Source organism: Pseudomonas sp. NBRC 100443 (assembly GCF_030268185.1).
Lineage (GTDB): Bacteria > Pseudomonadota > Gammaproteobacteria > Pseudomonadales > Pseudomonadaceae > Pseudomonas > Pseudomonas citronellolis.
This window is the reverse complement of sequence record NZ_BSQE01000006.1, coordinates 40,844-67,005: the sequence shown is the minus strand read 5'-3', so window position 1 is coordinate 67,005 and position 26,162 is coordinate 40,844. Positions and strand designations below refer to the sequence as shown.

The 26,162-nt window shown below is 66.5% G+C and carries 27 protein-coding genes; 6 read left to right on the top strand and 21 right to left on the bottom strand.

Translation table 11 applies throughout. From position 1 onward, the window contains the following. Positions 1 to 42: 42 nt before the first annotated feature. The 6 genes from QSJ95_RS09665 to QSJ95_RS09640 form a co-directional block, all read right to left on the bottom strand. A complete protein-coding gene (locus QSJ95_RS09665; protein ID WP_285641967.1) occupies positions 43 to 816 on the bottom strand; it encodes an ABC transporter ATP-binding protein in 774 nt (257 codons plus the stop codon). Positions 817 to 1,045: 229 nt separating this feature from the next. Continuing rightward, entirely contained in the window at positions 1,046 to 2,290 is a 1,245-nt protein-coding gene (locus tag QSJ95_RS09660) for an MFS transporter (protein WP_058070461.1), read from the bottom strand. 30 nt (positions 2,291 to 2,320) lie between these two features. Beyond that, complete coding sequence (locus tag QSJ95_RS09655) at positions 2,321 to 3,673, bottom strand: outer membrane beta-barrel protein (RefSeq protein WP_285641964.1); 1,353 nt, start codon at positions 3,671 to 3,673, stop codon at positions 2,321 to 2,323. Between the two features lie 65 nt (positions 3,674 to 3,738). Next, complete coding sequence (gene mhpA, locus QSJ95_RS09650; RefSeq protein ID WP_285641963.1) at positions 3,739 to 5,370, bottom strand: bifunctional 3-(3-hydroxy-phenyl)propionate/3-hydroxycinnamic acid hydroxylase MhpA; 1,632 nt, start codon at positions 5,368 to 5,370, stop codon at positions 3,739 to 3,741. 105 nt (positions 5,371 to 5,475) lie between these two features. Further along, positions 5,476 to 6,396, bottom strand: a complete 921-nt coding sequence (locus QSJ95_RS09645; protein WP_285641961.1) for a VOC family protein — start codon at positions 6,394 to 6,396, stop codon at positions 5,476 to 5,478. Between the two features lie 75 nt (positions 6,397 to 6,471). After that, positions 6,472 to 7,305, bottom strand: a complete 834-nt coding sequence (locus QSJ95_RS09640) for a fumarylacetoacetate hydrolase family protein (RefSeq protein WP_285641959.1) — start codon at positions 7,303 to 7,305, stop codon at positions 6,472 to 6,474. Positions 7,306 to 7,477: 172 nt separating this feature from the next. On the opposite strand from QSJ95_RS09640, the gene QSJ95_RS09635 reads away from it, so the two are divergent. Continuing rightward, positions 7,478 to 8,182 (top strand): GntR family transcriptional regulator, encoded by a 705-nt coding sequence (locus tag QSJ95_RS09635; RefSeq protein WP_043272022.1) that lies wholly within the window; start codon positions 7,478 to 7,480, stop codon positions 8,180 to 8,182. Positions 8,183 to 8,230: 48 nt separating this feature from the next. Here QSJ95_RS09635 and QSJ95_RS09630 read toward each other — a convergent pair whose 3' ends face one another. From QSJ95_RS09630 to QSJ95_RS09585, 10 genes are all read right to left on the bottom strand, one after another. Then, positions 8,231 to 9,118 (bottom strand): SphA family protein, encoded by an 888-nt coding sequence (locus tag QSJ95_RS09630; RefSeq protein WP_009623060.1) that lies wholly within the window; start codon positions 9,116 to 9,118, stop codon positions 8,231 to 8,233. A 102-nt stretch (positions 9,119 to 9,220) separates the two neighbouring features. Beyond that, entirely contained in the window at positions 9,221 to 10,309 is a 1,089-nt protein-coding gene (locus QSJ95_RS09625) for a zinc-binding dehydrogenase (protein ID WP_285641956.1), read from the bottom strand. Next, positions 10,306 to 11,046, bottom strand: coding sequence for an SDR family NAD(P)-dependent oxidoreductase (locus QSJ95_RS09620; RefSeq protein WP_009623069.1), 741 nt, complete (start codon positions 11,044 to 11,046; stop codon positions 10,306 to 10,308). Before QSJ95_RS09620 ends, QSJ95_RS09625 begins: the two co-directional genes overlap by 4 nt. A 338-nt stretch (positions 11,047 to 11,384) precedes the next feature. After that, positions 11,385 to 12,398 (bottom strand): 4-hydroxy-2-oxovalerate aldolase, encoded by a 1,014-nt coding sequence (gene mhpE / locus QSJ95_RS09615; protein WP_009619332.1) that lies wholly within the window; start codon positions 12,396 to 12,398, stop codon positions 11,385 to 11,387. After that, positions 12,395 to 13,327, bottom strand: a complete 933-nt coding sequence (locus QSJ95_RS09610; RefSeq protein WP_285641945.1) for an acetaldehyde dehydrogenase (acetylating) — start codon at positions 13,325 to 13,327, stop codon at positions 12,395 to 12,397. The genes mhpE and QSJ95_RS09610 overlap by 4 nt, the downstream gene beginning before the upstream one ends. Positions 13,328 to 13,455: 128 nt before the next feature. Continuing rightward, positions 13,456 to 14,250, bottom strand: coding sequence for a 2-keto-4-pentenoate hydratase (gene mhpD / locus QSJ95_RS09605; RefSeq protein WP_285641943.1), 795 nt, complete (start codon positions 14,248 to 14,250; stop codon positions 13,456 to 13,458). Positions 14,251 to 14,328: 78 nt separating this feature from the next. Continuing rightward, the gene (locus QSJ95_RS09600; protein ID WP_009623073.1) at positions 14,329 to 15,135 is read right to left on the bottom strand and encodes an alpha/beta fold hydrolase; all 807 of its coding nucleotides are present in this window, start codon (positions 15,133 to 15,135) and stop codon (positions 14,329 to 14,331) included. 31 nt (positions 15,136 to 15,166) lie between these two features. After that, the gene (locus QSJ95_RS09595) at positions 15,167 to 16,402 is read right to left on the bottom strand and encodes an LLM class flavin-dependent oxidoreductase (RefSeq protein WP_009623074.1); all 1,236 of its coding nucleotides are present in this window, start codon (positions 16,400 to 16,402) and stop codon (positions 15,167 to 15,169) included. A gap of 79 nt (positions 16,403 to 16,481) precedes the next feature. Then, entirely contained in the window at positions 16,482 to 17,309 is an 828-nt protein-coding gene (locus tag QSJ95_RS09590; RefSeq protein ID WP_009623076.1) for an alpha/beta fold hydrolase, read from the bottom strand. Between the two features lie 78 nt (positions 17,310 to 17,387). Continuing rightward, on the bottom strand, positions 17,388 to 18,332 hold the full coding sequence (locus QSJ95_RS09585) for a catechol 2,3-dioxygenase (protein WP_281686497.1): 945 nt from the start codon (positions 18,330 to 18,332) through the stop codon (positions 17,388 to 17,390). Positions 18,333 to 19,060: 728 nt separating this feature from the next. Here QSJ95_RS09585 and QSJ95_RS09580 point away from each other — a divergent pair. Continuing rightward, positions 19,061 to 19,549 carry a flavin reductase gene (locus QSJ95_RS09580; RefSeq protein ID WP_009623080.1) on the top strand — a complete coding sequence of 163 codons (489 nt, stop codon included), beginning with the start codon at positions 19,061 to 19,063 and terminating at the stop codon, positions 19,547 to 19,549. A gap of 91 nt (positions 19,550 to 19,640) precedes the next feature. Further along, on the top strand, positions 19,641 to 20,441 hold the full coding sequence (locus QSJ95_RS09575) for a TetR/AcrR family transcriptional regulator (protein WP_134163417.1): 801 nt from the start codon (positions 19,641 to 19,643) through the stop codon (positions 20,439 to 20,441). Between the two features lie 79 nt (positions 20,442 to 20,520). On the opposite strand, the gene QSJ95_RS09570 is transcribed toward QSJ95_RS09575, so the two are convergent. Next, positions 20,521 to 20,655, bottom strand: coding sequence for a hypothetical protein (locus tag QSJ95_RS09570; protein WP_024128678.1), 135 nt, complete (start codon positions 20,653 to 20,655; stop codon positions 20,521 to 20,523). Positions 20,656 to 20,701: 46 nt separating this feature from the next. On the opposite strand from QSJ95_RS09570, the gene QSJ95_RS09565 reads away from it, so the two are divergent. Further along, positions 20,702 to 20,863 (top strand): FCD domain-containing protein, encoded by a 162-nt coding sequence (locus QSJ95_RS09565; RefSeq protein WP_009623085.1) that lies wholly within the window; start codon positions 20,702 to 20,704, stop codon positions 20,861 to 20,863. Between the two features lie 12 nt (positions 20,864 to 20,875). On the opposite strand, the gene QSJ95_RS09560 is transcribed toward QSJ95_RS09565, so the two are convergent. After that, positions 20,876 to 21,766 (bottom strand): LysR substrate-binding domain-containing protein, encoded by an 891-nt coding sequence (locus tag QSJ95_RS09560; RefSeq protein ID WP_058070469.1) that lies wholly within the window; start codon positions 21,764 to 21,766, stop codon positions 20,876 to 20,878. 107 nt (positions 21,767 to 21,873) lie between these two features. Between QSJ95_RS09560 and QSJ95_RS09555 the strand changes: the two genes are divergently transcribed. Together QSJ95_RS09555 and QSJ95_RS09550 are read left to right on the top strand one after the other, a co-directional pair. After that, positions 21,874 to 22,449 (top strand): nuclear transport factor 2 family protein, encoded by a 576-nt coding sequence (locus tag QSJ95_RS09555; RefSeq protein WP_009623091.1) that lies wholly within the window; start codon positions 21,874 to 21,876, stop codon positions 22,447 to 22,449. 59 nt (positions 22,450 to 22,508) lie between these two features. Next, complete coding sequence (locus QSJ95_RS09550; RefSeq protein WP_267852930.1) at positions 22,509 to 23,387, top strand: alpha/beta hydrolase; 879 nt, start codon at positions 22,509 to 22,511, stop codon at positions 23,385 to 23,387. Between the two features lie 60 nt (positions 23,388 to 23,447). Here the strand turns inward: QSJ95_RS09550 and QSJ95_RS09545 are convergent, their stop codons facing one another. From QSJ95_RS09545 to QSJ95_RS09535, 3 genes are all read right to left on the bottom strand, one after another. Next, on the bottom strand, positions 23,448 to 24,809 hold the full coding sequence (locus QSJ95_RS09545; protein ID WP_285641930.1) for an outer membrane beta-barrel protein: 1,362 nt from the start codon (positions 24,807 to 24,809) through the stop codon (positions 23,448 to 23,450). A 97-nt stretch (positions 24,810 to 24,906) separates the two neighbouring features. Next, positions 24,907 to 25,284, bottom strand: a complete 378-nt coding sequence (locus tag QSJ95_RS09540) for a nuclear transport factor 2 family protein (RefSeq protein ID WP_043318371.1) — start codon at positions 25,282 to 25,284, stop codon at positions 24,907 to 24,909. Then, complete coding sequence (locus tag QSJ95_RS09535) at positions 25,274 to 26,158, bottom strand: fumarylacetoacetate hydrolase family protein (protein ID WP_058070472.1); 885 nt, start codon at positions 26,156 to 26,158, stop codon at positions 25,274 to 25,276. The genes QSJ95_RS09540 and QSJ95_RS09535 overlap by 11 nt, the downstream gene beginning before the upstream one ends. Positions 26,159 to 26,162 lie beyond the last annotated feature (4 nt).

Below are 26,162 nucleotides of genomic sequence, written 5' to 3'. Positions count from 1 at the left end.
GGGTTTCTACTCCGGTGGGTCAGGGGAATCGGGATGCCGGCTTCAGGCGTGCCAGCAGCGGTACCAGCCGTCCTGCTCGTCGATGCGCAGCTCGGTCTGGTAGAGGTCGGACAACCGGGCGCTGGTCAGCACCTCGGCCTTGGGCCCGTCGGCGACGACGCGGCCCTTGTCCAGCAGCACCACGCGCTCGATCTCGGGGATGACCTCGTCGATGTGGTGGGTGGTGATGATCATGGCGTGCGCCTCGCCGCAGAAGCGCCGCAGCAGCTTGAGCATGCCCAGGCTGGCGCCCATGTCCAGGCCGTTGGCCGGCTCGTCGAGGATCAGCGCGCGCGGCCGGTGGACCAGCGCGCGGGCCAGCAGCAGGCGGCGCTTCTGCCCGGTGGACAGGCGCTGGAACATGGTCCGCTCGTGGCCGGCCATCTCCACCACCGCCAGCAGCGCGCGGGCCTGCTCCAGTTGCTCGTCGCTGGGCTGCAGGTGGCCGTGGGCGCCGATCGAGCCGAAGAAGCCGGAGACCACCACGTCCAGGGCCTGGGTGTAGGGCGTGTAGTCGTCCTGCAGGTCCTGGGAGATGAAGCCGATGCGGCTGCGCAGGTCCCAGAGGTTGACGGTGTCGCTGCCGAACAGCCGCAGGTGGCTGCCCTCGCGCTCCACCGGGTACAGCTCGCGGCTGATCAGCTTGAGCAGGGTGCTCTTGCCGGCGCCGTTGGGGCCGAGGATGGCGACCTTCTCGCCATCGTCGATGTGCAGGGAAAAGCCGTCGAGCACGCGGGTCTGCTGCTGGAAGGCGGTGACGTTGTGGATGTCGATCATGAAGGGTTCGTCGTCGCGGGCGTGGGAATGCCGATACTACATCAGGTGGCACCGGGCGGCGCCGGCTCGTGACCGGCGCCGCCCAGGCCCTGCGCGAGGGAAGGAACATCGGCCGGCGCGGATGGCGCCGGCGATGGCATGCGCATCCCGCGCATGACGCGGACGAAGCCGGGACGGTCGGCCCGGCTCCGCCCTGCCGACATCCTGTCGGCGGTAACGGCCAGCGGCTTCAGGCCACGTCTCCGGCCTGCCCGACCGGCGCCTTGCGCCGCAGCGGCGCGGTCTCGCGCAGCAGGCTGGCGGCGGCAAGGCCGAGCGCCACGCCGCCCAGGGCCAGGTAGAGGGTGTACTGGATGCCGTGGTGCTGGGCGATGTAGCCGGCCAGGGCCGGCGCCACGCCGCCGCCGAACACCTCGCCGATGCCCACCACCAGCCCGGTGGCGGTGGACACCAGGGGCAGCGGCACCGACTCGCCGGTGAGCGGGCCGACGGTCATGCAGATCATGCTGAAGTTGAAGAAGGTGGTGAGGAACAGCAGCGCGAACAGCGTCAGCGGCTCGGCCCCGGTGTGCATCAGCAGCCAGATGCAGGCACCGGTGGCGACGAAGCTGCCCAGCACCACCGGCTTGCGTCCCAGGCGGTCGGAAAGCCCCGGCAGCACCAGCTGGCCGATGAAGCCGCCCAGGCCGATGGCGGACATGACGAAGCCCATCTGCTGCACGCCCAGGTGCAGGTAGTCGGTGAGGTAGTTGGGCATCATCACGCTGAGCACGAACAGGCTGGTGAGCATGCAGAACATGCCGAGGATGTTCAGCGGCACGTTGCGGTAGCGCAGCGCGTCCAGCCAGCGGCCCTGCTCCTGGGGCACATCAGCGGCCGCCGGCGCGCGGGTCTCGCGCAGGCGGCGGTACATGAACCAGGCGAGCAGGAAGCCGGGCAGCGACACCACCACGAACACCCAGCGCCAGGACGGCAGCACCAGCAGCAGCTGGGTGGCGAGGATCGGCGCCAGGCCCAGGCCGAGGATCGGGAAGAAGGCCTGCTGGATGCCGATGTTCAGCCCGCGCCGCGACGGGTGCGAGGACTCCGCGGTGGCGGCGATGGCGGTGGGCGTGAAGGCGCCCTCGGAGACGCCCATCACCGCGCGGATCAGCAGCAGCGCGGCGACGCCGTTGGCCAGCCCGGACAGCCCGGCCAGCAGGGAGAACAGCAGCACCGCGGGGATCAGCACCTTGCGCCGGCCGATGCGGTCGGACAGGCGGCCCATGAAGATCGAGGAAATCCCCCAGGCGATGGCGAGGACCGCCGAGATGTTGCCCAGGTCCTGATAGTCCAGGTGCAGCTCGCTCATCATCACCGGGAACAGCGGCAGGATGATGAAGCGGTCCAGGCCGACCAGGCCGAAGCCCAGGGCGAGCATGGCCACGGCCGTGTATTCGTAGCGCGCATTCCATTTGTTGTCGTTGTTGTGCATGGCATGGGTACTCGGGACGTTGGCGGGCGGTCAGAAGTAGAACAGCGCTTCGACCATGGTGGAGAGTTGCGAGCGGTCGCGGCCGTTGCCGTAGGGGCGGTCGTGGTCGCGGGGGTCGAACCAGTCGTAGCGGACTTCCGGGCGCAGCGAGAGGTTGCCGGTCACGTCCCAGCGCAGGCCGGTGGTGAGGGCGTTGTAGTCGCCGCGGGCGGTGCTGGTGGGGAACAGGATGAAGCCGTCCGGGTCGCTGAAATGCTCGCCGCGCAGGGAGAAGGACAGGTCCGGGCGGTACTGGTAGGTGACTACCGCATTGGCGCCCCACCAGCGGGCGCCGTCGAAGCCGGGGCCGTTCACCACGTCCACGGTGGAGGCCTTGCCGTCGCCGGCCTGGTGGCCGTAGACCAGCTCGGCGCCCATGGACCAGCGCTCGTCGAACCTGTGCCAGCCGTTGAGCGAGTGCTGCTGCTTGAGCTGGCCGCTGTCGGCGACCAGCCGCGCGGTCGGCGCCTGGACGTCGGAGAAGCTGTCGTTCTGCTCGTCGCCGACGATGAACTCGTAGTCGAGCCAGGTGTTCATGTCCGGCGCGCGCCAGCGCAGGGCGCCCATCAGCGACTTGCCGTCGTTGTTGTCGCGCAGGTTGTTCCAGCCCTGCACCACGCCCAGCTCCAGGCCGAGGATGCCGCTGTCGTCGTTGAGCAGGCGGGTGCCGACCAGCACCCCGGAGACGGTGCCCGGCTCGCTGACGAAGGCGTAGGTCTTGCTGGCGAAGGGGTTGCGCGCCTGGCGGATGTTCGGCGGGATCTCGTAGCCCATTGCCGGGCCGAACACCCCGGCCATGAAGTTGAAGCCCGGGCCGTAGGGCACGTAGGCGGTGGCGGCGATGTTGGGGATGGCGAGGAAGCGGTCCTTGTCCTTCTGCGCCTTGGCGGCGTCGTCCTCGTTCATGTTCCAGTGCATGTCCCAGCCGAAGGTCCGGGCGAACTGGGCGTTGCGCCCGTAGTTGGCCTCGAAGGTGAAACCGAAGGCGAAGTCCTCCGGCTTGGGCCCCGGCAACGGGGTGATGCGCGGCATGAAGGTGCCCTTGAGCGCCTTGTCGACGAACAGGTGCAGGCTGCCCCACTCCAGGCCCTCGTCGGACATGCCGGTGAGCGGCAGGTTGCTCAGGCCGTCCTCGCGTTCGTCGTGGGTGGAGCGGTTGTTGCGCGCGTAGGCGATGTCCAGCAGGCCGGAAACCGTAATGCCGTAGTCGCGCTCCAGGCTGTCGCCGAAGAGGCCCTTGAACAGAGCGCCCTCCCCCGGCGCCGGCGCCTCGGCGGCATGGCATTCGACGATCGCCAGGGCGGCCAGGACCGCACCAAGCGTTTTCACCTTGATGTTGAGCATGCTTCTGTCTCTTGTTGTTGTTTTCAGAGGGGTGCCGCGGGGGAGTGCCCCGCGGCAGAAGGGACCTAGACCTGGGCGGCGAGCGGCCGCCGCGCCTCGCGCAGCGCGCCGCCCTGGCCCTGCTGCAGCGCCAGATCGCGGCGCAGCGCGTCGAGCAGTTGCGGCAGTTCGCTGGCGTGGCCGATGCCGCCGTAGATGTAGAAGTCCGGGCGCACCAGCACGGCTTGCAGCCCGGCGGCGCGGAGGAACTGGTGGTACTTGCCGGACAGGTCGCGGCAGGTGCCTGGCGCGCCGTCCTCGCTCAGGCGCACGGCCTTCACTTCCAGCTGTTCGAGCAGCGCCTTGTGCGCCTCGTCCAGCCCGGCCAGCGGGTCGTCGCCGATGCTCAGCAGGTGGAATCCGCGGCCGAAGGCGTCGTCGTAGCGCTGGCGGTGTTCGTCGCGCTCGATCTCTCCGTGCACGCCCAGGCAGCCGGCCGGGCCCAGGGCGCGGCCGTTGCGCTCGTCCTTGTGCACCACGCCGTCGACCAGGCCGGGGAACGGCGGCAGCGGCGGCACTTCGCCGGCGAGGAAGGCGGCGTCGCGCTCGGCGGCCTTCTGCGGGTCGGCCACGCAGACCACCTTGCCCATTTCCACCGAGGCGTCGATCACCGCGCGGATCTGCGGCTTGCGCTCCAGGGTGTAGCTGTCCAGCAGCTTGTCGGAGCAGATGCCGCGGAAGATCAGGTCCAGGCGCCAGGACAGGTTCCAGGCGTCGCGGATGCCCGAGCACATGCCCTGGCCCATGAACGGCGGCATCAGGTGCGCGGCGTCGCCGGCCAGCAGCACGCGGCCGTGGCGCCAGGTCTGGGCGATGCGCGAGCGGAACTGGTAGACGGCGTGGCGCACCAGGCTGGCGGTGTCCGGGGTGACCCAGGGCGCCAGCAGTTCCCAGACCTTCTCGGTGCTCTGCAGGTCCTCGATGCTCTCGTGGGGCAGGCGCATGAATTCCCAGCGGCGGTAGCCGGGGCCGCCGGGGACCATGGTGGTCGGCCGCGCCGGGTTGCACCACTGGCCGATGTCCGGCACGTCCAGCTCGACGCCGGGCTTGGGCTGCAGGTCGACCACCAGCCAGTCTTCCTGGAAGCCCAGGTCCTGCCAGTCGATGCCGCATTCGCGGCGCACCGCACTGTTGGCGCCGTCGGCGCCGATCACGTAGCGGGCGCGCACGCTGCGCTGCTCGGTGGCCTGCGCCGCGTCGCCGCGCTGGGTGCGTTGCATGCGCAGCTCGCAGCCCTGCGCGTCCTGGCTCAGCCCCAGCACTTCCCAGCCCTGGTGGACCTCGACGTTGGCGATGGCCTTGGCCCGACGGTCGAGGATGGCCTCCAGGCCCGGCTGGTTGAACAGGTAGCCGAAGGGGCCGTCGCTGATCGACTCGGCCGACCAGTCGATTTCCACCAGCACCTTCCAGTCGGCGTTGAACCACTGGTAGCAGGCCGAGGGCTGGGAAATCTCCTGCAGTTCCTCTTCCAGGCCCATCATGCGGAATACGCGGCGGATCTCGTGGTCGTGGAACACCGCGCGCGGCAGCGGGTAGAGGGACTGCCAGCGCTCGTACACGGCGACGCTGTAGCCCATCTTGCCGAGGAGGATGGCGAGGGTCTGGCCGACCGGGCCGTAGCCGACGATGGCTACGTCATGGATCTTGTTTTCGTTCATCTGTGCTGACCTGAAACCGGGTGGGTTTTGGGCAAGCCGCTCCCCGCCTCCCTGCGCGGCAGGAAAGTGTTCGGGACGAGGGCGCGGCCTGCGTCGCTGGGGGCGCTAGCTTTTGGCCGGCGCGCTGTCCGTCTCGGTGTTGAGGACGAAGTACTCGGGGACGCTGGGGCCCCAGAGGTACAGCGAGTTCTCGGGCGGGAAGTCGCCGGCCGGCCACTGGCTGCCGGCGTCGATGAAGTCCATGTCCGCCGAGTACTCGCAGAACGAGCCCCAGGGGTCGCGGACGTAGTGGAAGTAGTTGGAGCCCAGGCAGTGCCGCCCGGTGCCCCAGCCCTCGCGATAGCCGGCGCTGGCCATCTGCTCGGCGCCGTTGCCGACCTCGTCGACGCCGTCAACTTCCCAGGCGGCGTGGTGGAAGCCCTTGGCGCCGCTCTTGCAGAAGGCCACCAGGTGGTGGTCGCAGCCGTGCGGGGCGTGGGTGAAGGCGATGATGTCCTGGGAATGGTCGGACAGCCGCAGGCCCAGGGCCCGCTCGTAGAAGGTGACGGCCTGGGACACGTCGGGGCTGAACAGCAGCACGTGGGACAGCCGCCGCGGGCGCACCCGGGCCACTTCGTCGCGGGTGCCGACGCCGCGCACGGCGGGCCGCACCGGCGCCGCGGCGTGCTTGCTGTCGGGCATGTGCTTGGCGCCGACCCTGACCTGCAGCAGGTTGCCGTCGGGGTCGCGGAACCAGAAACCCTCGCCGTCGCCGGCCTCGAAGCGCGCGCCGGCGACCTCGGCCTGCTGGCGCAGGGCCTCGTAGTCCTCGGCGAAGCAGTTGAAGCTCAGGTAGGCCAGGCTCTTGCGCGGGCCCTGCAGCATCCGCGCCCAGCGGTGGCCGTCGGCGGCGCGCAGTTCCAGGGCATCCGCGGTTTCGCCGACTTCCAGGCCGAAGCTGGCGAAGAAGGTCCGCGCCTCGGCCAGCGAGGGCACGAACAGCGCGTAATGATCGATCGAATGCACACTGCGGGGAGTGACAGTCATGATCGCCTCCGTTTGTTGTTCTTGTCGTCGAAGCCTCGGAGCGGGAGGCTTCGATCTGGCCGGGAATGCCCGGGGTCAGGCTTCGTCCACCACCGGGTTGACCAGGGTGCCGATGCCTTCGATGGACACTTCCACTACGTCGCCGGCCTTCAGGTAGACCTTCGGGTCCATGCCGAAGCCGACGCCGGCCGGGGTGCCGCTGACGATCACGTCGCCCGCTTCGAGGGTCACCGCCTCGCTGAGGGTGGAAATGATGGTGGCCACGTCGAACAGCATGTCCTCGGTGTTGGCCGATTGCACCACCTTGCCGTTGACGCGGGTCTGCAGCAGCAGGCCCTTGCCGCCGGCCGGCAGTTCGTCGGCGGTCACAAGGTCGGGGCCGAAGGCGCCGGTGTCGTCGAAGTTCTTGCCCACGGTCCACTGCGGCGACTTGAACTGGTACTCGCGCACCGAACCCTCGTTGAACAGCGCGTAGCCGGCCACGTGCTGCAGCGCCTGCTCCTTGGCAATGTGCCGGCCGCCGCTCTTGAGCACCACGGCCATCTCGCCCTCGTAGTCCAGGGTGTCGGAGATGCGCGGGCGCACCAGCGGCTGGTTGTGGGCGATCAGGCTGCTGTTGAAGCGCGGGAACAGCGTCGGGTAGTCCGGCTGGGCGTAGGGCGATTCCTTGGTGTGGTCGGCGTAGTTCAGGCCGACGCAGACGATCTTGCCGGGCTTCTTCATCAGCGGCAGGTAGTCCTGCTCGCCGATCTCCACCAGCGGCCCCTGCGCCTCGGCGCCGTAGGTGGCCAGGTCCACGCCGCGCTCCAGCAGCGACTCCAGGGTTTCCTCGCCGAGGACCCGGACGCCTTCGGCAGTACGCACGCCCAGTACCGGGCGGCCTTGGTGAGTGAAGCGAACGTAGCGCATGGAGCTGACCTCTTGTTGTGGTTCGTGACGACCGCCAGGCAGTGCGGTATGGGCCCTAAGCTAATCCGAGGAAAATATGCCGTCAACGATAAAATATATTTTTTCAGAATTATCGATAAAAGGCCGCCATGTGTATCATCTGCCTCATCCGTCATCACCCGTGGTAAAGCCCATGAACCGAGCCGAACGCTGGGCACAGCAGCCCGAAGTCTCGGAAAAGCGCACCATGGCCTCGCAACTGGAGGCCAGGGTCCGCGAAGACATCATCAACGGCCGCCTGGCGCCAGGCAGCCGCCTGCGCCTGAAGGAGCTGGCCGAGCACTACGACGCCGGCGTCATCCCCCTGCGCGAGGCGCTGTCGCGCCTGGCCGCCAGTGGTTTCGTCAGCGCCGAGGACCAGAAGGGTTTCAGCGTCGGGCGCATCTCCGCGGAGGAAATCCGCGACATCACCCACACCCGCCTGCTCATCGAATGCCAGGCCCTGGCCGAGTCCATCCGCAATGGCGACCTGGAGTGGGAAAGCCGGCTGATCGCCGCCCACCACCGCCTGGACCGCCTGCCCATCGTCGAAGGCCCGGAACGGCTGATGAAGCCGGAATGGGAGAACGCCCACGAGGCCTTCCACGAGGCGCTGATCGCCAACTGCCGCTCGCCCTGGCTGCGGCGCCTGTCGCACATGCTGCGCGACCAGACCGCGCGCTACCGCATGCTCTCGGTGCACTACAACGACAGCGCCAGCCGCGACGTCCCCGGCGAACACCGCGAACTGCTCGACGCCGCCCTGGCGCGCGACGTGGACAAGGCCTGCGCGCTGCTGGCGCAGCACTACGAGACCACCACCCGCAGCGTGCTGGCCCATGAGGCGTTGAAGGGTTGAACCCGGGCCCCGGCCGCGCCTGACAGGCGCCGCCGGGGCGCGGGCGCCTCAGAAAGCCTTGACGATCGTGAGCCGCAGCAGCGATCCCTTCGGATAGGCCTCGCTACCTGCGGTCGCGCTGACCTCCTGGTACGCCGCCCCCTTCAGGATCATGCCTGCGCCCGGGATCGGGTAGTCGACCTCGAGACCGATGGCATGACGCGAAGATCGATCGGTACTCGCGCCCCTGCCCTTGTCGTCCGATACCTGCCATTGGCTGTAGCCGACCACCCCCGCCTGGAACCTGCCCAGGTTCTTGCCCACCCCCCACTCGAGCGTGAGCTCGTTGCCGGGCCTGAAGCCCGCGTCGTTTTCGCCGTTGCGCTCGAAACGCATGAGGCCCGAGGCGGTGATCGTCTTGGCGTTGTCGAAGTAGTAGGTCGCGCCGCCCGAGAGCATCGTGGTCTTGAAGCCCTTGCCCGGCGACGCGGGATCGCTGGTGCTGCCGTTGTCGAACCAAATGCCGGCGACCGCCACCGCATCCCATTGCCGGCCATGCCAGGCCAGCGCGGGGCCCGCGTAGATATCGCCGACCCCCGTGCGCGAATCGGAGATGCCAGCGGCGTCCAGCTTGAGCGAGGTGTGCAGGACGGGCACCACCGTTTCCAGCGCGAAGTCCGCTCCCAGCACCTTCTTGTCGGTGATCCAGATCAGCCGGTTCGCCACGGCTGTCACACTGCCGCGGTTGTGCCCCGGCAGGTCGCTGCCGCCGCCGGGGGCGCGGAAGCTGTCCATGTCGTAGTCCACCAGATACGCCAGGTAGTACAACCCTGGCGGAGGCGCACTGGCGGCCTGAAGGCCCTCGACGCCGGGAACATAGTGCCCGCCGGCACTCGCATACAGGGGTAGCAACGCGGCGGCCGCCGCGATGAGTTGGACTTGTTTCTTGTTATTCATTATCCAATCCTGTGTTTCGACAGGCAGGCCGAGGCCGTGGCGGGCGAAGACACCCACCAGGTCGGTAACCAGCCAAGTTGAAAAAACTGTTGGGTCGGCCGACTAGGGCCGCATGACGACTTTCCCCGCTTTACCCGAGGTCACTAGGTCAAGCGCCTGCCCGGCCTCCTGGAGCCCACAGCGATGAGTAATCAGCGCCTCGAACGGAAGCTCCTGGTGATGCAGCGCTGCGATCTTCATCGCGTCGTGGTAGTGGCGGCCTTGCGCATACTGGGTACCGATGATCCTTAGATTGCGCTGGACAATCTGGGATGGATCGAAAGGCTGCTCGCCTTGGCTCGCCCATAGTCCTATCAACAGGTACGAAGCATTTCTCGCGCAGAGCTGAAGTCCTTCCCGGAAGGCCGAGCGATGCCCAGCACCTTCGATGACGACGTCCGCTCCCCGCCCTCCGGTATATGCGCGAATGCTCTCCAGGCGCTCTTCGGCCGAGGTAGCGGTCAGATCCAGTACCGTGGTCGCGCCGAACTTCTCGGCCAGGGCCAGACGCAGGGGTGATCCATCTATCGCCGTCACCGTCGCGGCCCCCGAGAGCCTGGCCATCATGACCGCAGCAAGGCCGATCGGGCCGCAGCCCTGAACCACCACATTGTCCAGGGGTTTAATTCCGCCAACTCGCTCGATGCCCTGCAGGACGGCAGGCAGCGCACAACCGAAGGCGATCACGGCCTCGCTGGGTGTCTCATTGGGGATACGGAAGAATGCCGCCCCCGCGGGCAAGGTCACATAGTCCGCGTAGCTACCCCACGTCGGCTTCTCGATGGGGCCAAACCAGGCTGCATTGGTACAGGACGAAAAATCCTTTTCGACGGTGCAATACCAGCATTTGTGACACGGCGCGATGGGGCACCAGTAAATGCGGTCGCCCGCCTTCAAGGGTACCCCGGCATAGTCATGGGTCATTCCCTCCCCCAGTTCTTCGACCACGCCCACACCTTCGTGGCCGAGGACGATGGCATAGGGCAGCGGAAACTCGCCCTTGGTCATGTGCACATCGCTGCCGCATACCCCGCCATACTCGACTTTCGCGACGACCGAGCCGGGAGATGGCGACGGGACAGGAAGTTCATGCAGCACCAGCGATTCGGGGCGTTCCAATACAACGGCCCGGCTTTTACGGTTTGCGCTCATAGCTTCCACATCCCACCGTCCACAACCAAGGTCTGGCCGGTCACGAAACCTGCATCCTCCGAGGTCAGGAACAGGATCGGCCCGACGATGTCCTGCGGCTCCGCGAAGCGGCGGATCGCCTGCTGGTTCCAGACCGAGCTGGTGACCTCGTCCGGCACAGTGCTGCTACCTGGCGTCCGGGTGATCGCGGGGGCGACAGCGTTGACGGTGATGCCCTTCTCGCCGAGCTCGTTGGCCAGGCCGCGGGTCAAGCCAATCACCCCCATCTTGCTCGCCATGTAGTGGCTCAGGCCGCAGAGGTTGGTGCCGATGGAGTCGGACGAGATGTTGACGATGCGGCCCCAGCCGGTCTTCTGCATCAGCGGCACGAAGGCACGCGCGCCGAGGAACGGCCCCTCCAGGTTCACCGAGAGCACGCGGCGGTAGATCTCCGGCGTCAGGTCCTCCAGAACGGCGAACGGATAGATACCGGCGTTGTTGACCAGGATGTCGGCACGCCCGAATGCCTGGCTGACTGCATCGCGCGCTTTCAGCCAATCCGCCTCCACGGCGACGTTGCAGACCAGGCTGATCGCCTTGACGCCCTCGGCCTCGACCTCGGACTGCGTCTGCGCGCAATCGTCCAGGTCCAGCAGGACGAGGTCGGCCCCCCGCTGTGCAAAGCTGACGGCCAGCGTCCGTCCGATCCCTTTCGATGCGCCGGTGATGATCGCCACGCGACCGGAATGCGTTTTCATGTTTGCTGCCTCCTGTGATGATTCGATCCACCTGCCGGGAGGCGATCCCGGCAAGCATTGGCTATGGGCTTGCGGGGTCAACCCGCTTGCCCGGTTCCCGGCAGGCCCGGGGTGACGTCGGCGATCATGTCTCCCTGGCTACCTAACCAATTCGATGGCGTGCTTTTCGTAGGATGGGTTGAGCCTGCGAAACCCATCGGGCATGGCGATGGGTATCGCTTCGCTCAACCCATCCTACGGAGGTGTTTCTCCTGCGCCTCCGCCACGTCGTTCCCCTGTAGGAGCGCGCCCTGCGCGCGAATCGCAGGCAGGGCCTGCTCCTACAGTCGAGGTCGAGGTCAGGCGCGGGCGGCCAGCAGGTCCAGGGCCACGTCGACGATCATGTCTTCCTGACCGCCGACCATGCGGCGTTTGCCCAGCTCGACGAGGATGTCCACCGCCTTGATGCCGTACTTGGCCGAGGCCACTTCGGCGTGGCGCAGGAAGCTGGAGTAGACGCCGGCATAGCCCAGAGCCAGGGTTTCGCGATCGACGCGTACCGGGCGGTCCTGCAGTGGGCGTACCAGGTCGTCCGCCGCGTCCATCAGCGCATACAGGTCGGTGCCATGGTGCCAACCGAGCTTGTCGGCAGCGGCGATGAACACCTCCAGCGGCGCGTTGCCCGCTCCCGCACCCATGCCCGCCAGGCTGGCATCGATGCGGTTGCAGCCCTCCTCCACCGCGGCGATGGAGTTGGCCACGCCGAGGCTGAGGTTGTGGTGGGCGTGGATGCCGGTTTCGGTTTCCGGCTTGAGCACGGCTTTCACGGCGCGGAAGCGGGCGCGGATATCGTCCATGTTCATCGCGCCACCAGAATCGACGACGTAGATGCAGGTGGCGCCGTAGCTCTCCATCAGCTTGGCTTGCTGCGCGAGGCCTTCCGGCGTCTGCATGTGGCTCATCATCAGGAAGCCGACCGTGTCCATACCCAACTCACGGGCGTATTCAATGTGCTGCTTGGACACATCGGCTTCAGTGCAATGGGTGGCCACGCGCACCACACGGGCGCCGGCGTTGTAGGCGTTCTTCAGGTCGTGGATGGTGCCGATACCCGGCAACAGCAAGGTGGCGATCTTCGCGTGCTTCACCACGTCCGCCGCCGCTTCGATCCATTCCAGATCGGTGTGGGCGCCGAAACCATAGTTGAAGGACGAGCCTTGCAGACCATCGCCATGGGCCACTTCGATGGAGTCCACCTTGGCAAGGTCGAGGGCGGCGGCGATGGCCCGCACGTCTTCCAGGCTGTACTGGTGACGGATCGCGTGCATACCGTCACGCAGGGTCACGTCGGAGATATAGAGTTTCTGGCTCATGCCGAAGCCTCCATTGCCTGCGCCATGCGCTCGGCGGTGGCCAGCGCGGCAGAGGTCATGATGTCGAGGTTGCCGGCGTAGGCCGGCAGGTAGTGGGCGGCGCCTTCGACTTCGAGGAAGACGGAGGTCTTCAGGCCGGAGAAGCGGCCATGGCCAGGAATGTTCAGGTCACGGACTTCGTCGAACTGCACCTTCTGCTTCAGGCGATAGCCGGGGACGTAGGCCTGCACGGCGGCGGCCATTTCCTCGATGCTGGCCTCGACCTTGGCTTGGTCTACGGCTTCGGAGAGTACGTAGACGGTATCGCGCATGATCAGCGGCGGCTCCGCCGGATTCATGATGATGATCGCCTTGCCCTTCGCCGCCCCACCGATCACCTCGATGGCTTTCGAGGTGGTCTCGGTGAACTCGTCGATATTGGCGCGAGTGCCAGGACCAGCCGATTTCGAAGCGATGGAAGCGATGATTTCCGCGTAGTGGACCTTCGCCACACGAGACACCGCAGCCACCATCGGAATCGTGGCCTGCCCACCGCAGGTCACCATATTCACGTTCAACGCCAGCAGATGCTGCTCCAGATTGACCACCGGCACGCAATACGGACCGATTGCGGCCGGGGTCAGGTCGATCACGCGAAGACCGGGCTTGTGGCCCCGCAGAAACGCGTCGTTCTTCACGTGGGCGCCGGCTGAAGTGGCATCAAAGACGAAGTCGATCTCGTCGAAGATCGGCAGGCGGGTCAGGCCCTCCACGCCTTCGTGGGTGATGGCCACGCCCATTCGTGATGCGCGGGCCAGACCGTCGGAGGCCGGGTCGATGCCGACCATGGCGGCCATTTCCAGATGCTGCGCATTGCGCAGGACTTTGATCATCAAATCGGTGCCGATATTGCCGGAACCGATGATGGCGACTTTGCGTTTGTTGCTCATGGCATACCTCGAAAAGCATTCGATTAAGAGCGCTGAAGGCTGGAGGCTGAACGACAAGCAGTCTCTGCCACGGTGGAGGTCGGTGCTTTTTCGTCCAGCCTTCCAGCCTCCAGCGCTTTTTTCGGCTCTTAGCTCTGGCTGAAGGTCACGCCGACGCGGCCCAGGCCGTCGATCTCGGCGTCGAAACGGTCGCCCGCATTCACCGCGACCATGGGCCCGAGGGCGCCGGTAAGGACGATGTCGCCAGCCTTCAGCGGGTCGCCCAGGCGGGCCAGGGTGCGTGCCAGCCACACCGCTGCGTTGAGCGGGTGGCCCAGGCATTCGGCGCCACTGCCGGCGGAGGCTTCCTCGCCGTTGCGCGTCATGCGCATGGCCGCGCCGCGCAGGTCCAGGCCGTCGAGGCGACGGGCCGGGCCGCCGAGGACGAAGCAGCCGCTGGAGGCGTTGTCGGCCACGGTGTCGGCGAAGCGGATGTTCCAGTTGGCGATGCGGCTGCCGACGATTTCCAGGGCCGGCAGCACCCAGCCGGTGGCGTTCAACACGTCGGCGAAAGTGGTGTCGGCGCTGGGCAGGTCGCGCTCCAGCACCAGGGCGATTTCCGCCTCGATCTTCGGTTGCAGCACGCGGTCGAAGGGCACGGTTTCGTTGTCGCCGTAGGCCATATCGGCGAACAGGCAGCCGAAGTCCGGCTGGTCCACGCCCAGCTGGGCCTGCACCTTGGGGTTGGTCAGGCCGACCTTGCGGCCGACCAGGCGGCGGCCGGCGGCCAGGGCGTGGGCGATGTTGAGGCGCTGGATGGCGTAGGCGGCCGCGCCATTTTCCGCGCCGATGGCGTCACGCAAGGGCGCGATGGCCTCGCCCTGCTGTTCCGCGCGGCGCAGGTCCGCGGCCAGGCGTTCCAGAGACTGACCTCTTGGCGTCATGATTGACCTCATCTTGCAGCAAGTTGAAAAGGGACATGGACAGGCCAGGGGGCTATTGGGCTCCCTGCTCCCGCTGCGCTATTTCCCTTGCTCCGCCAGGAAACCCAGGGTTGCACCGAGGGTCGCTTCGAGGTTCTCCATCTGCGGAATGTGCCCCGCGTCGGCGACGATGCAGACGCGGCTGTCGCTTATCCGCTTCGCAAACTCCTGCGCGTACACCGCCGAAACCAGCCGGTCGTGCTCGCCCCAGACGATCAGCGTCGGCGCGGCGACGCGGTGCAGGCGCTTGGAAAGACCGCGATCCGCGATGGGCCAGACGAACTTGCCGGTGCAGCCGAGCGCCCAGACACCGGCCGCCATCGCCTTGACCTTCTCTTCGGGGTCCTGCGGAAGCTCGAACATCTTCCGGGCCACTTCGATGGACGGGTCGTGGAACAGCAGCGCCGGCATGTCGGACGCGGGAAGCTCGTTCCAGTTGACGACCGGAGCATCGTCACGCCACAGGCCGACGGCATCGAGGATGACCAGGCGCGAGGGCAGTTGTGGGAACACGCTGGCCAGCTCGGCCGCCAGCATGCCGCCGAAGCTCTGCCCCACCAGGACCGGGCGATCCAGCTGCAGCTTCCTGATGACTTCTTCGTAAACCAGCAGCACATCCTGGAGATCGTCCAGATGCTTCACGGCATAGGGATCGTCGGGCGAAGTGCCGGGAAACTCGGGCGCATAGACGGTGTACTGCTCCGCCAGGCGCTCCAGGAAAGCGTCCCACAGCGGGCCGGCGGCCGAGTGCAGGTAGACGAGCGCCGGACCTTGGCCGGCCACCCGTACACGTACCGAAACCTTCCCGTCCCATGCCTTGACTTGAACGTACTGAATCGAGCTCATTGCATTGCCTCCGAAGACTGAATTTGGTTGTTCACGCCGGCTTTCCGCCGAGGCGCTGCGGCCACCAGTGATGCTGGTAGCCCTGCTCGCTCCAGAGCTGGGAAAGGTGCGGTTTGACCTCTTTGGCGAACAACTCGATGTTGTATCTGGCCAACTCGGTAGGCATGGAGCCGAACTGCAACATGGCGTGCAGGTTGCCGATGCGGAAATCGCTGGCGAACTCCTTGATCCGCTCACGGACGGTGCTGGGGCTGCCGCAGATGATGGCGCCGCACTCGACCAGTTCCTTGAAGGTGATGGTGCGCATCTTTTCGTAGATGCCGAAGTCCTTCGGGTCGCGGAAGATGAACTCCAGCCCGCGGATGTCGATGCCGCCCGGCAGCGCCAGGCGGTTCATGCCGATGCCGCCCAGGGACTTGCGGAAGAAGTATTCGGCGTGGCGGGCATACAGCCGTTCGGCTTCGGCGTCCGTCTCGGCCACGGCGACCATCTGCATGAAGCCGACCTGATAGGGGTTGACCTGTTTCCCCAGTTCCTCGGCGATCTGCTGGAAGCGGTCGAAGATCCTCCGGCCCGTCACCTTCGGGCCGAACCAGCCGAAGTAGTTGAAGCCGTAGTTGTTTTCCAGGATGAACTTCATGGTGTTGGGATTGCCGATGGCGGTGATCCACACCGGCGGATGGGGCGCGTCCTGCAGCGGCCGCGGCCAGATGTTCACGTTGCTGAGCTTGGTGAACTTGCCGTTGAACGAAAACGGCTCGCGCTCGCGCCAGGCGCGCAGGATCAGCTCCAGGTTCTCGTCGAAGCGCTCCCGGGTTTCCATCGGCGGCACGCCGTTGTTGGAGTTCGCATCGTAGGCCAGGCCGATCGGGAAGCCGCAGACCAGGCGGCCGCCGGACATGCAGTCGAGCATGGCCTGTTCCTCGGCCACGCGCAGCGGCTCGCGGGTCTTGCCCAGCGAGCGGCCGAGGGGATAGATCGCCGTTTCCAGCCCCTCCTGCTCGGTCATGTAGGCCACCGCCGCCTGGAACAGGTCGGGGTTGGGCATCATGTCGTAGCTGCTCTGGCCATGCTCGGTGATGGCGATGCCGTCGAAGCCGCAGCGCGCGGCGAACATCATCTCGTCCAGGGCATCCTTGAAGGCGCTGCGCACGCCCTCCGGCGTGACGAGGTCGTGATAGGGCGTGGTGACCACCGACTCATGCTTGGACTCGAAGTCTTCCGGCAGGGAGCGATAGGGCACTTGCTGGAAATAGCTGATTTTCATGGATAACTCCGTATTTCATGACGCGGGTAGCGATTGGCTTCCACTCGGGCGTCGGATAAGGAATCGAAGGCGCCCCGTGTCAGGCGCACAAAAAGCCCTTCAACAACGAAGCGAATCGCTCCGCATGTTCGATCTGCACCCAGTGGCCGCACTTCCTGAACACGTGAAGTTCGGCGTTCTCCAACAGGCCGAACAACTTGTGGCTGTTCTCCACGGGAATGACCCGGTCTTCCTGGCCGTGCAGGATCAATGTCCGGTGCCTGATGTTCGCCAACTGCTCCACCGGCACCGCCAACTTGTCGATGGAGGCCTGCCTGGGCTCCGGGAACATGGAAGCGAAGGCTTCCTGGAAACCCGGGCGGACACTGGCCTCGAAGCGCATGCGCGCCAGGTCGTCGTTGACCAGGTCATGGTTGAAGGCAAATATCTCCAGCAGCGCCTTCATGTTCGCTATCGACGGTTGGTAGCCCCACACCGCGTCCAGCCCGGCGGTCAGTTCGAAGTCGACGCCAACGCTGCCCATGAGCACGAGCTTGTTCACCCGCTGCGGATGTTCGGCGGCCATGGCCAGGGCCAGGGCACCGCCGAAGGAGTTGCCCACCAGGTTGACCTTCTGCAGGCCGAGCGCGTCGATGAAGTCCAGCAGGTGCTTGACCCAGACCTGCCGGCCGTAACGGATCCCCGCGGGGCGCTCCGTATAGCCGAAGCCCACGATATCCGGCGCGATGACCCTCATCTGCGTGGCCAGCACCGGCAATACCAGGCGCCAGTTTGCCCAGGCGGTCACTCCCGGCCCGGAGCCGTGAATGAACAAGGTCGGATGACCTTCGCCCATATCGTGATAATTGGTCGAAATGCCACCGGCCTCGATCGTCCGCCCCTGTTCGGGGGAATTAGCAATGTTCATGAAAAGCCCAACCGTAGGATGAAGACCGCCCACCACGACAACAGGCGGTCGCGGGTCTGAAGTGCTGGAAAGTTCCGCTCAGGTGTAGTTTTCGAGGAAGTCCGGGCGCGGCGTTCCGTCATGGAAGAAGATGCCCCGCCAGATTTCCTCGGCATGCCAGGTGATGGTCGGCATGTCGGGCTGGGCGAAGTAGCCCATGCCGGCGAACATCTCGTTCCGGTTGCCGCTGGGGTCGAAGAAGTAGGTGGTCTGCCCGCGGGTAATGGCATGGCGTTGCGGCGTCACGTCCACCGGCACCTTGTGCTTGCCGAGGATATCGGCGCCCCGCAGCACCGCATTCCAATCCTCCAGGTAGAAGGCGATATGATGCAGCCCCGCCCTCGCGCCGGCGCCCAGCGCCAGGTCGTGGGCCTTGGTGCCGCGGAACAGCCAGGTGGCGAACTGGTTTTTCGCCTCGGCATCCGTCACCACCTGCTCCGCCAGGTTGAAGCCCAGCACCTGCATGAGGAAGGCGGTGGTCTCGACGACCGTATTCACGCCTTTGCTCTCGTCCACCGGGCAGGTGAGCATCACGTGGTCGAGCCAGTGCACCCCTGCCCCGCGCAGGCCGTCCGGCCAGGGATGCGGGTTCACGGCGCCGACGGCCTTGCCGATGAACACCTTGGCCGCATACAGGTACATGCGATGGCCGCTGGGCAGGTCGAAGCCTATGGAGCGGCCGCACGCATGCAGATGGCCCTCGGCGTTCCAGGTCACCTCCACGCCACGGTTGCCGATCTTCTCGGCGAGCTCGTTCAGGTCGCTGTCGTGCTCGACCTTGTAGGCGATGTGGTTCAGCCCCGGCCCGTCGGCGGGCGACAGCACCAGGGAGTAGGCGTCCCACTCGTCCCAGGCCTTCAGGTAGACACGCCCCTGCTGGTCACGCGAGGTCTCGGTCAAGCCGATGATATCCACGTAGTGATGTAGCGCCTGGTCGATGTCGCTGACCTTCAGATCGACATGACCCACTCTGAGAATTCCCATATCAGCCTCTCTTTTCTCGATTGTTGTTTTGCACGCGCGCAGGGGCACCCCGCGCGGGTTGTTTGCGCATGACGGCTATCAGGTGTGGAAGCGTTCTTTCCGCTCAGGCCAGGCAGGACCGGTCCGGAAAGCGCTGCTGTCGCTCAGCCAAGCGGCGGAGGAAGCGGCCTGGCCAGCGACCGCAGGCGTAGGCGGACGCGGCAACGGCCAGCCGGGCGACTGGCTGTGGCCATGGCGCCCGGGCAACGAACGGCAGGCTCTCGTAGGCTCCGCCCGGCGCGGCGGGTGCGCGCAATCGGGCGGAGCGAAAGCGGTGAAGGGGCAGGCAGGCGAGTAAGCATGCTCATTGTTTTTATTCTCCCGACCGGTCCGCTGCGTTCAGAGCCGGCCTAGTGATTACTTAATCATGACTGATTTAATCATCAGTTACGATTAAGCAATCACATCTGCCTTTTGTCAACACCCTTCCACCGCCGCTGGAGCCACCGTCGGTCGCCTTCCTTCAAAGGCTCGGCGGCGCAGTGCCTGCCAGGGCCGGATCAGCCTGCCGCGCCCCTCCGGGAGCCATCGGCTCGAGGTCGCGCGCAACCGCACAAGCGGTACTGGCAAACGCGGAAATGATCTGATAGCTTAAAAAGTGATGACTTAATCAGTATTGATTTATTCATCACTTAAACAAGAACAATGACTCGCTCCATGGCCATCGCCTGGAGCCAATGGAGGTAAAGATGGATGCCATCCGCTTTCGCGAAGCCATGACCCATCTCGGCGCGGCCGTGAACGTGATCACCACTGGCGGAGACGCCGGCCTCGGCGGATTCACCGCCTCCGCCGTGTGCAGCGTGACCGACTCACCGCCGACCCTGCTGTTCTGCATGAACAAGGGCGGCTTCCAGTACGAGCGCTTTGTCAGCAATGGCGTTGCCTGCGTCAACGTGCTGCACGGCCGCCAGGAGGACATCTCGCAGACCTTCAGCGGCGCCCTGAAGATCGCCCTGGAGGAACGCTTCGAGGCCGTCGCCTGGAGCACCTTGCACACCCCCTCGCCGGCGCTCGACGACAGCCTGGTGTCCTTCGACTGCCGGATCGTCGAGGTCAACGAAGTCGGTACCCACGGCGTGTTCATCTGCGAGGTGGAGGCCATCCGCTTCGGCGCCCACAACGAAAGCCTCATGTACTTCAGAAGGCAGTACCACCGCCTGGCGCAAGCCTCCTAGGAAAAGCGCCCGCACCCTGCCCAGCCGCTGAAGGCCGCCACCAGGCGAGCCTTCGGCGGCGATACCATAATCCCCGCTATCGAGGCATCATGTGACCGATGCGCGCCTTGTGCAGGCTCCGAACCGCACGCGGCGCAGAAACGATAAGACCGGGGTTTTCATGAAGAAAAGCGACAACCGCCCAGCCGATCCCAAGGCGCCCTCCGCGCCCTCCGTCGAGGCCGCGGCCGCAGATGCCAAGCCGGCGAGCATGCCGCGAGGGCTCAAGTCGAAGATGCGTACGCGCAAGAAGCTGATTGATTCCGTGCAGCGGCTGATCGCTGTGAAGGGTTTCGAACAGATGACCATCGAGGACATCACCAACGGCGCCGACGTCGGCTTCGGCACCTTCTACAACCACTTCCACTCCAAGGAAGACATCGCCACGGCCCTGTTCCTCGAGAAGAACCACGAGATCGAACAGGTGATCGGCGCCATCGGCGAGGCGGAGCAGGACAGGGCCCTTTCGATCGCCTACGTGCAGAAGCTCTTTCTCACCAAGGCCATCCAGAACGAAATCTGGGGCTGGTTCATCGTGCGCTCCCACAGCACCCACAAGGTCATGAGCGACTCGTTCAACGAACAGGCCAAAGCGGATATCGCCGAGGGGGTCGCCCAGGGGCGCTTCAACGTGGACTGCATCGAGAGCGCCGCGCAGATAACCATTGCCGGGCTCATCGCCGCGATGCGCAGCCTGCTCGAAGGCGAGGCCGCGCCGAATACGGTGAACAATACCGTCGAGTGCTTCATGCGCATGTATGGGCTGACGCCGGCGGAGGCGAAGGCCATCGCCAACGTCGAACTGCCCACCTACGTAACCGACCTGTTCGAGCTCAACGAGAAGGCCGCGTGAGCGCAGAACTCCACGCGCGGTAACGGCTGCAGCCTGCCGCGCGCCCATAGAATGCCCCGGCGCCGCCGGGGCATCGGCTTCAGAAGCAATACAGCGCTTCGACCATCGTCCCCAGCCGCGTGCGGTCGCGGCCGTTGCCGTAAGGGCGGTCGTGGCCGCGGGGGTCGAACCAGTCGTAGCGGACTTCCGGGCGCAGCGAGAGGCTGCCGGTCACGTCCCAGCGCAGGCCGGTGGTGAGGGCGTTGTAGTCGCCGTGGGCGGTGCACTACAACGACAGCGCCAGCCGCGACGTCCCCGGCGAACACCGCGAACTGCTCGACGCCGCCCTGGCGCGCGACGTGGACAAGGCCTGCGCGCTGCTGGCGCAGCACTACGAGACCACCACCCGCAGCGTGCTGGCCCATGAGGCGTTGAAGGGCTAACCGGCCCCGGACTCACTCGCCGGCCAGCCCCTGGCGGGCGATGCCCAGGAAGGCGCGCACGGCGCCGCCGGTTTCCTCGTTGCGGCTGACCAGCAGCAGGTCGGCCTGCGGTTCCATGCCGCCGAGCCGGCGGTAGGCCACCCCCGGGATGTGCACCTGCAGCAGCGGCTCGGGCACCAGCGCCACGCCCATGCCGGCGGCCACCAGCGCCAGCACGCTGAGGGTGCTGCTGGTGCGGTGCACCTTGGGCTCGCGCCCCAGCGCCCGGCGCAGGCCGCCGAGCATGTTCTCGTCGGCGCCGTGGGCGGCATAGACGATCAGCGGTTCCGCGCCGAGCATCGACACCTGCAGCGGCTGGGCATCGACCAGCGGATGGCTGTCGGGCATGGCCACCAGCAGCGGCCAGGTGCCGATGCGCTCGAAGCACAGCGAGTCGTCGACGATCTGCCCGCCGTGGCTGGGGGCGTAGCCGATGTCCAGCTGGCCGGCCTGGATCGCCTCGACCTGCAGGTGCGGCGCCAGTTCGCGCAGCACCACCTCGGCCTCCGGGTAGACGGCGTGGAAGGCCCGCACGTCCGCCATCAGCCGGCCGCTGAACACGGCGTTGCCGGCGAAGCCGATGCGTACCGTGCCCACCTCCCCGCGCAGCGCCCGCTGCACCGTGCGCTGGGCGTGTTCAGCCTGGGCCAGGGTGCGTTCGGCCTCGCCACGCAGCATCCGCCCGGCCTCGGTCAGTTCCACCCGGCGGCTGGTGCGCACGAACAGCGGGCCGCCGAGTTCCTCTTCCAGGGCGCGTATCTGCATGCTCAGCGCCGACTGCACGATGTGCAGGCGCTGGGCGGCGCGGCCGAAATGGCCTTCCTCGGCGACGGCGAGGAAGTAGCGCAGGTGACGCAGGTCCATGGGCATATCCTTCATAATTAGTGATTGATCGTTCAGATCAATCTATTTGAGTTCGCTACCGCGCGGGAAGATGCTGAGGCGATTTCCCACAAGCAAGAGAACACGCCATGCACAGTTACCTGGAAGACCGTCTGCAGATCACCGACCTGATCACCGGCTGGATCCACCGCGACCTCGGCCAATGGGAGCGCCTGGCCGGGCTGTTCCACCCGGACGGGGTGATCGAGGTCACCTGGTTCGAAGGCCCCTTCTCCGACTTCATCGAAGGCTCGCGGCGCATGGGCGCCTCCGACCTGCGCACCAAGCACCTGATCGGCACCCCGGTGGTGGAGATGAACGGCGAGCGCGCCATCGTCGAGACCAACGCGGTGATAGTCGCCGAGAACGTGCGCCTGGGCCTGGGCTGCAGCGTGCACAACCGCTTCTACGACCTGGCGGAAAAACGCGACGGCCAGTGGAAGCTGCTCAAGCGCCAGAGCATCTACGACATGGGCGGCTTCAGCTTCCCGCGCGGGCCGGTGGCGGTCGAGGCGCAGGTGCTGGAGCGCTATCCGCGCGAGTATGCGCCCCTGGCCTACCTGCTGGAGAAAAGCGGCTTCCCGCTGGGCCGGACCTTCGCCACCCGCGGCAGCGAGCTGGAACGCTCCATGCGGCAGGCGGCCCAGGCCTGGCTCGCCGCCTAGCCTTCGCCCGGCGCCAAAGGGTCGGAAAACCACAACAACAAGAAGAGGAGCGAAAAACCATGTGCAAGCAGGACTATGTCTTCCGCGGGCTGGGCGTCACGCTGTCCGGCCGCGGGCGGATACCGGAGGCCGAAAGCCCGGACCGGCATCCGCTGATCATCGCCATCCACGGCGGCACCTATTCCTCCCGCTACTTCGACGTGGCGGGCTATTCGCTGCTGGACCGGGCGCAGGCGCAACAGCTGCCGATCTTCGCCATCGACCGCCCGGGCTACGGCCTGAGCGTGGACTATGCCGCCAACGCGCCAAGCATCATGGACAACGCGGAGATTCTCGACTCGGCCATCCATGGCCTGTGGCACAGCTATTCGCACAAGGCCTGCGGCATCGTCCTGGTCGGCCACTCGATCGGCGGGGCCATCACCATCGCCATCGCCGCGCGCCAGCCGTCCTGGCCGCTGCTGGGCATCGCCATCTCCGGCGTCGGGCTCGACCCGGTGCCGGCCTCCAAGGACAAGTGGAACCAGGTGCCCGCGGAACAGGCCCTGGTCAGCGTGCCGCCGGAGGCGATGGACGGGTTCTTCTTCGGCCCGCCGGGCACCTACGAGCAAGGCGTCATGCCGCAGGCCAGCTACGGGGCGAGCGCCCCTGCCCCGCGCAGCGAACTGATCGACATCGGCATGCACTGGCCGAAGCAGGTCGGCCGGCTGGCTGCGCAGGTCAAGGTGCCGGTGCACTATCGGCAGCCCGAGTTCGAACAGCTGTGGCCGGTGGACGAGGCGACCATCCAGCGTTTCGCCGATGCCTTCGTCAACTGCCCGGAGATGGATGCGGCGCTGTTCAGGGACGCCGGCCACTGCATCGATTTCCACCGCTCGGGCGAGGCCTTCCAGTTGCAGCAACTGGCGTTCGCCAGGCGCTGCGCCGCCCGCGCATAGGTCCCGGGCCGGCAGCGAAGCCCTGGCAGCGCGAGCTGCCAGGGCTTCTTTCATTGATCGTCAGAAGTACAGGAGCGCTTCCACCATCGCCGTCAACTGGTCGCGATCCCGGCCGTTGCCGAACGGGCGATCGTGTTCGCGGGCGTCGAACCAGTCATAGCGCAGCTCCGGGCGCAGCGAGAGGTTCTTGCTGACTTCGTAGCGGAAGCCGCTGGTGATGGCGTTGAAGTCCCCGCGGGCGGTGCTGGTGGGGAACAGCGTGAAGCCGTCCGGGTCGCTGAAATGCTCGCCGCGCACCGAGAACGACAGGTCGGGCCTGACCTGGTAGGTGACCACCGCGTTGACGCCCCACCAATGGGCGCCATCGAAGCCCGGCCCGGTGATGATGTCCACGGTCGATGGCTTGCCGTCGCCGTCCTGGCGGCCGTAGACCAGCTCCGCGCCCATCGACCAGCGCTCGTCGAAGCGGTGCCAGCCGTTCAGCGAATGCTGCTGCCGGAGCTGGCCGTCCGGGGAGATCAGCCGCGAGGTCGGCGCCTGGACGTCCTTGACGCTGTCGTTCTGCTGGTTGCCCAGCATGAACTCGTAGTCGACCCAGGTCTGCATGTCGGGCGTGCGCCAGCGCAGCGCACCGAACAGCGCCTTGTCGTCGTTGTTGTCGCGCAGGTTGCTCCAGCCCTGGGCCACGCCGAGTTCCACCCCCAGCAGCCCATGCGGGCTGTCGAGCAGACGGGTGCCCACCATCACGCCGCTGACCGTCACCAGGTTGCTGACGAAGGCGTAGGTCCGGCTGGCGAAGGGGTTGCGGGCCAGGCGGATGTTCGGCGGAATCTCGTAGCCGAAGGCCGGGCCGAAGATGCCCGCCATGACGGTGAAGCCCTGCCCATAGGGCAGGTAGGCGGTAGCGGCCAGGTTGGGCATGGAGACGAAGTTCTGCCTGTCGCGCCGGGCCTTCTCGGTGTCGTCGTCGCCGGGCGAATTGACGTCCCAGTGCATGTCCCAGCCGAAGGCCCGGGAGAACTGGGCGTTGCGCCCGTACAGGGCTTCGAAGGTGAAACCGAAATCCGCCTGCTCGGGAGCCGGGCCCGGCAGCGGGGTGATGCGCGGGATGAAGTTGGCCTTCAGCGGCTTGTCGACGAACAGGTGCAGGCTGCCCAGCTCGAAGCCTTCGTCGGAAAAACCGGTGATGGGGAGGTTGCTGAGGCCGTCGCGACGCTCGTCGTGGGTGGAGCGGTTGTTGCGGGAGTAGCCGATGTCGAGCAGGAAGGAGGTGGTGATGCCGTAGTCGCGTTGCAGGCCGTCGCCGAACAGGCTGCGGAACAGCGTGCCTTCGGCGGGCTCGCCGGCCGGCTCGGCGTGGCAATCGATTATCGCGAAGGCGGCCAGCACCGCACCCAGCGCTTTCACCCGGATGTTGTTCATGGAAGTGGACTCTTGTTGTTGTTCTGTCAGTGGGGTGGGTTCCGGCGTCCCTGCCGGCGCGGGCCGTCGCCGGCCCGCGAACTTGCATCGGTCTCCGTCAGAGGTTGGTGGCCTGGAAGGCGCACTGGCGCCAGCCGTCCTCCCCGCGCAGCCACACCTGGGTGGTGTAGGCCTTCATCAGCCGCTCCTCGCCGCTCTCGCGCAGGACGATGGCCTGTTCCAGGCGGCCGCTGGCGATGGCGGTGTCGCCGAACACACGCACGCGCATGTCGCTGCGCTCGACGCTGAGGAAGTCGATGTGTTTGGCGACCATTTCCAGGTACTGCTCCTTGTCGTCCACCTTGCCGGTGGCGTGGACGTGCACCAGGGCGTCGTCCATCAGCGCCGCCAGGGTTTGCAGGTCGCGCTGCACCAGGGCGCGGCAGCGCTCGCTCTCTAGACGCAGGATTTCCTGCTGGATGGCTTCAGCGTGCATGGCCGTCTCCTGCCGCGCGCTCGGCGCGGACGATGTTCTCGATGGCGCCCAGGCCGTCGATCTCCACCCGTACCCGGTCGCCCTCGCGCAGCCAGCGCGGCGGCTTGAAGCCCACGCCGACGCCGCCGGGGGTGCCGCTGAAGATCACGTCGCCCGGCTCCAGGGTCATCACCTTGGACAGGTGCTCCACCTGCTGGTAGCAGTCGAAGATCAGCTCGCGGGTGTTGGAGTCCTGGCGCTTCTCGTCGTTGACGAAGCAGCGGATGCCCAGTTCGTGCGGGTTGCCCAGCTCGTCCGGGGTGACCAGCCAGGGGCCGAAGGGCGCGTGGCCGTCGAACGACTTGCCGAGCACGAACTGCGAGGTGCGCAGTTGCCAGTCGCGCACGCTGACGTCGTTGCCCACGCAGTAGCCGAAGATCGCTTCGCGCGCCTGCTCGCGGCTGACGTGGCGGCAGCGCTTGCCGATCACGAAGACCATCTCGGCCTCATAGTCCAGCTGCTCCGACACCCGCGGCAGGTCGATGGGCGCGTAGGGGCCGTTGGCCGCGGTGTTCATCATGGCGAACCACAGCTGGTCGGCCGGCGTGGCCATGCCCGACTCGGCGACGTGGTCGGCGTAGTTCAGGCCGATGCCGAGGATCTTGCCCGGGCGCGGCACCGGGGCCAGGAGAGTCACCTCATCGAGGGCGAAGTCCGCCTTCTGCAGCTGCGCCAGGCGCTGCAGCGGCTCCTGCCAGAGCTGCCATTCGCCGATCAGCCCGGCCATGTCGCGCGGCGCGGCGGACAGGTGGTCGGCGACGCGGATGATGCCCTCGCCGCTGACGATGCCGACGCCCACCAGGCCGCCGGGGGTCTTGAAGGTGCAGAGTTTCATGGTC

Bases quoted from the DNA above. Each gene is read 5' to 3' on its own strand.
- QSJ95_RS09665 (WP_285641967.1), bottom strand. From the start codon at position 816: ATGATCGACATCCACAACGTCACCGCCTTCCAGCAGCAGACCCGCGTG.
- QSJ95_RS09660 (WP_058070461.1), bottom strand. From the start codon at position 2,290: ATGCACAACAACGACAACAAATGGAATGCGCGCTACGAATACACGGCC.
- QSJ95_RS09640 (WP_285641959.1), bottom strand. From the start codon at position 7,305: ATGCGCTACGTTCGCTTCACTCACCAAGGCCGCCCGGTACTGGGCGTG.
- QSJ95_RS09635 (WP_043272022.1), top strand. From the start codon at position 7,478: ATGAACCGAGCCGAACGCTGGGCACAGCAGCCCGAAGTCTCGGAAAAG.
- QSJ95_RS09560 (WP_058070469.1), bottom strand. From the start codon at position 21,766: ATGGACCTGCGTCACCTGCGCTACTTCCTCGCCGTCGCCGAGGAAGGC.
- mhpA (WP_285641963.1), bottom strand. From the start codon at position 5,370: ATGAACGAAAACAAGATCCATGACGTAGCCATCGTCGGCTACGGCCCG.
- QSJ95_RS09580 (WP_009623080.1), top strand. From the start codon at position 19,061: ATGGATGCCATCCGCTTTCGCGAAGCCATGACCCATCTCGGCGCGGCC.
- QSJ95_RS09600 (WP_009623073.1), bottom strand. From the start codon at position 15,135: ATGAGCTCGATTCAGTACGTTCAAGTCAAGGCATGGGACGGGAAGGTT.
- QSJ95_RS09535 (WP_058070472.1), bottom strand. From the start codon at position 26,158: ATGAAACTCTGCACCTTCAAGACCCCCGGCGGCCTGGTGGGCGTCGGC.
- QSJ95_RS09630 (WP_009623060.1), bottom strand. From the start codon at position 9,118: ATGAATAACAAGAAACAAGTCCAACTCATCGCGGCGGCCGCCGCGTTG.
- QSJ95_RS09655 (WP_285641964.1), bottom strand. From the start codon at position 3,673: ATGCTCAACATCAAGGTGAAAACGCTTGGTGCGGTCCTGGCCGCCCTG.
- QSJ95_RS09620 (WP_009623069.1), bottom strand. From the start codon at position 11,046: ATGAAAACGCATTCCGGTCGCGTGGCGATCATCACCGGCGCATCGAAA.
- QSJ95_RS09595 (WP_009623074.1), bottom strand. From the start codon at position 16,402: ATGAAAATCAGCTATTTCCAGCAAGTGCCCTATCGCTCCCTGCCGGAA.
- QSJ95_RS09625 (WP_285641956.1), bottom strand. From the start codon at position 10,309: ATGAGCGCAAACCGTAAAAGCCGGGCCGTTGTATTGGAACGCCCCGAA.
- QSJ95_RS09545 (WP_285641930.1), bottom strand. From the start codon at position 24,809: ATGAACAACATCCGGGTGAAAGCGCTGGGTGCGGTGCTGGCCGCCTTC.
- mhpE (WP_009619332.1), bottom strand. From the start codon at position 12,398: ATGAGCCAGAAACTCTATATCTCCGACGTGACCCTGCGTGACGGTATG.
- QSJ95_RS09540 (WP_043318371.1), bottom strand. From the start codon at position 25,284: ATGCACGCTGAAGCCATCCAGCAGGAAATCCTGCGTCTAGAGAGCGAG.
- QSJ95_RS09610 (WP_285641945.1), bottom strand. From the start codon at position 13,327: ATGAGCAACAAACGCAAAGTCGCCATCATCGGTTCCGGCAATATCGGC.
- QSJ95_RS09555 (WP_009623091.1), top strand. From the start codon at position 21,874: ATGCACAGTTACCTGGAAGACCGTCTGCAGATCACCGACCTGATCACC.
- QSJ95_RS09585 (WP_281686497.1), bottom strand. From the start codon at position 18,332: ATGGGAATTCTCAGAGTGGGTCATGTCGATCTGAAGGTCAGCGACATC.
- QSJ95_RS09645 (WP_285641961.1), bottom strand. From the start codon at position 6,396: ATGACTGTCACTCCCCGCAGTGTGCATTCGATCGATCATTACGCGCTG.
- mhpD (WP_285641943.1), bottom strand. From the start codon at position 14,250: ATGACGCCAAGAGGTCAGTCTCTGGAACGCCTGGCCGCGGACCTGCGC.
- QSJ95_RS09590 (WP_009623076.1), bottom strand. From the start codon at position 17,309: ATGAACATTGCTAATTCCCCCGAACAGGGGCGGACGATCGAGGCCGGT.
- QSJ95_RS09550 (WP_267852930.1), top strand. From the start codon at position 22,509: ATGTGCAAGCAGGACTATGTCTTCCGCGGGCTGGGCGTCACGCTGTCC.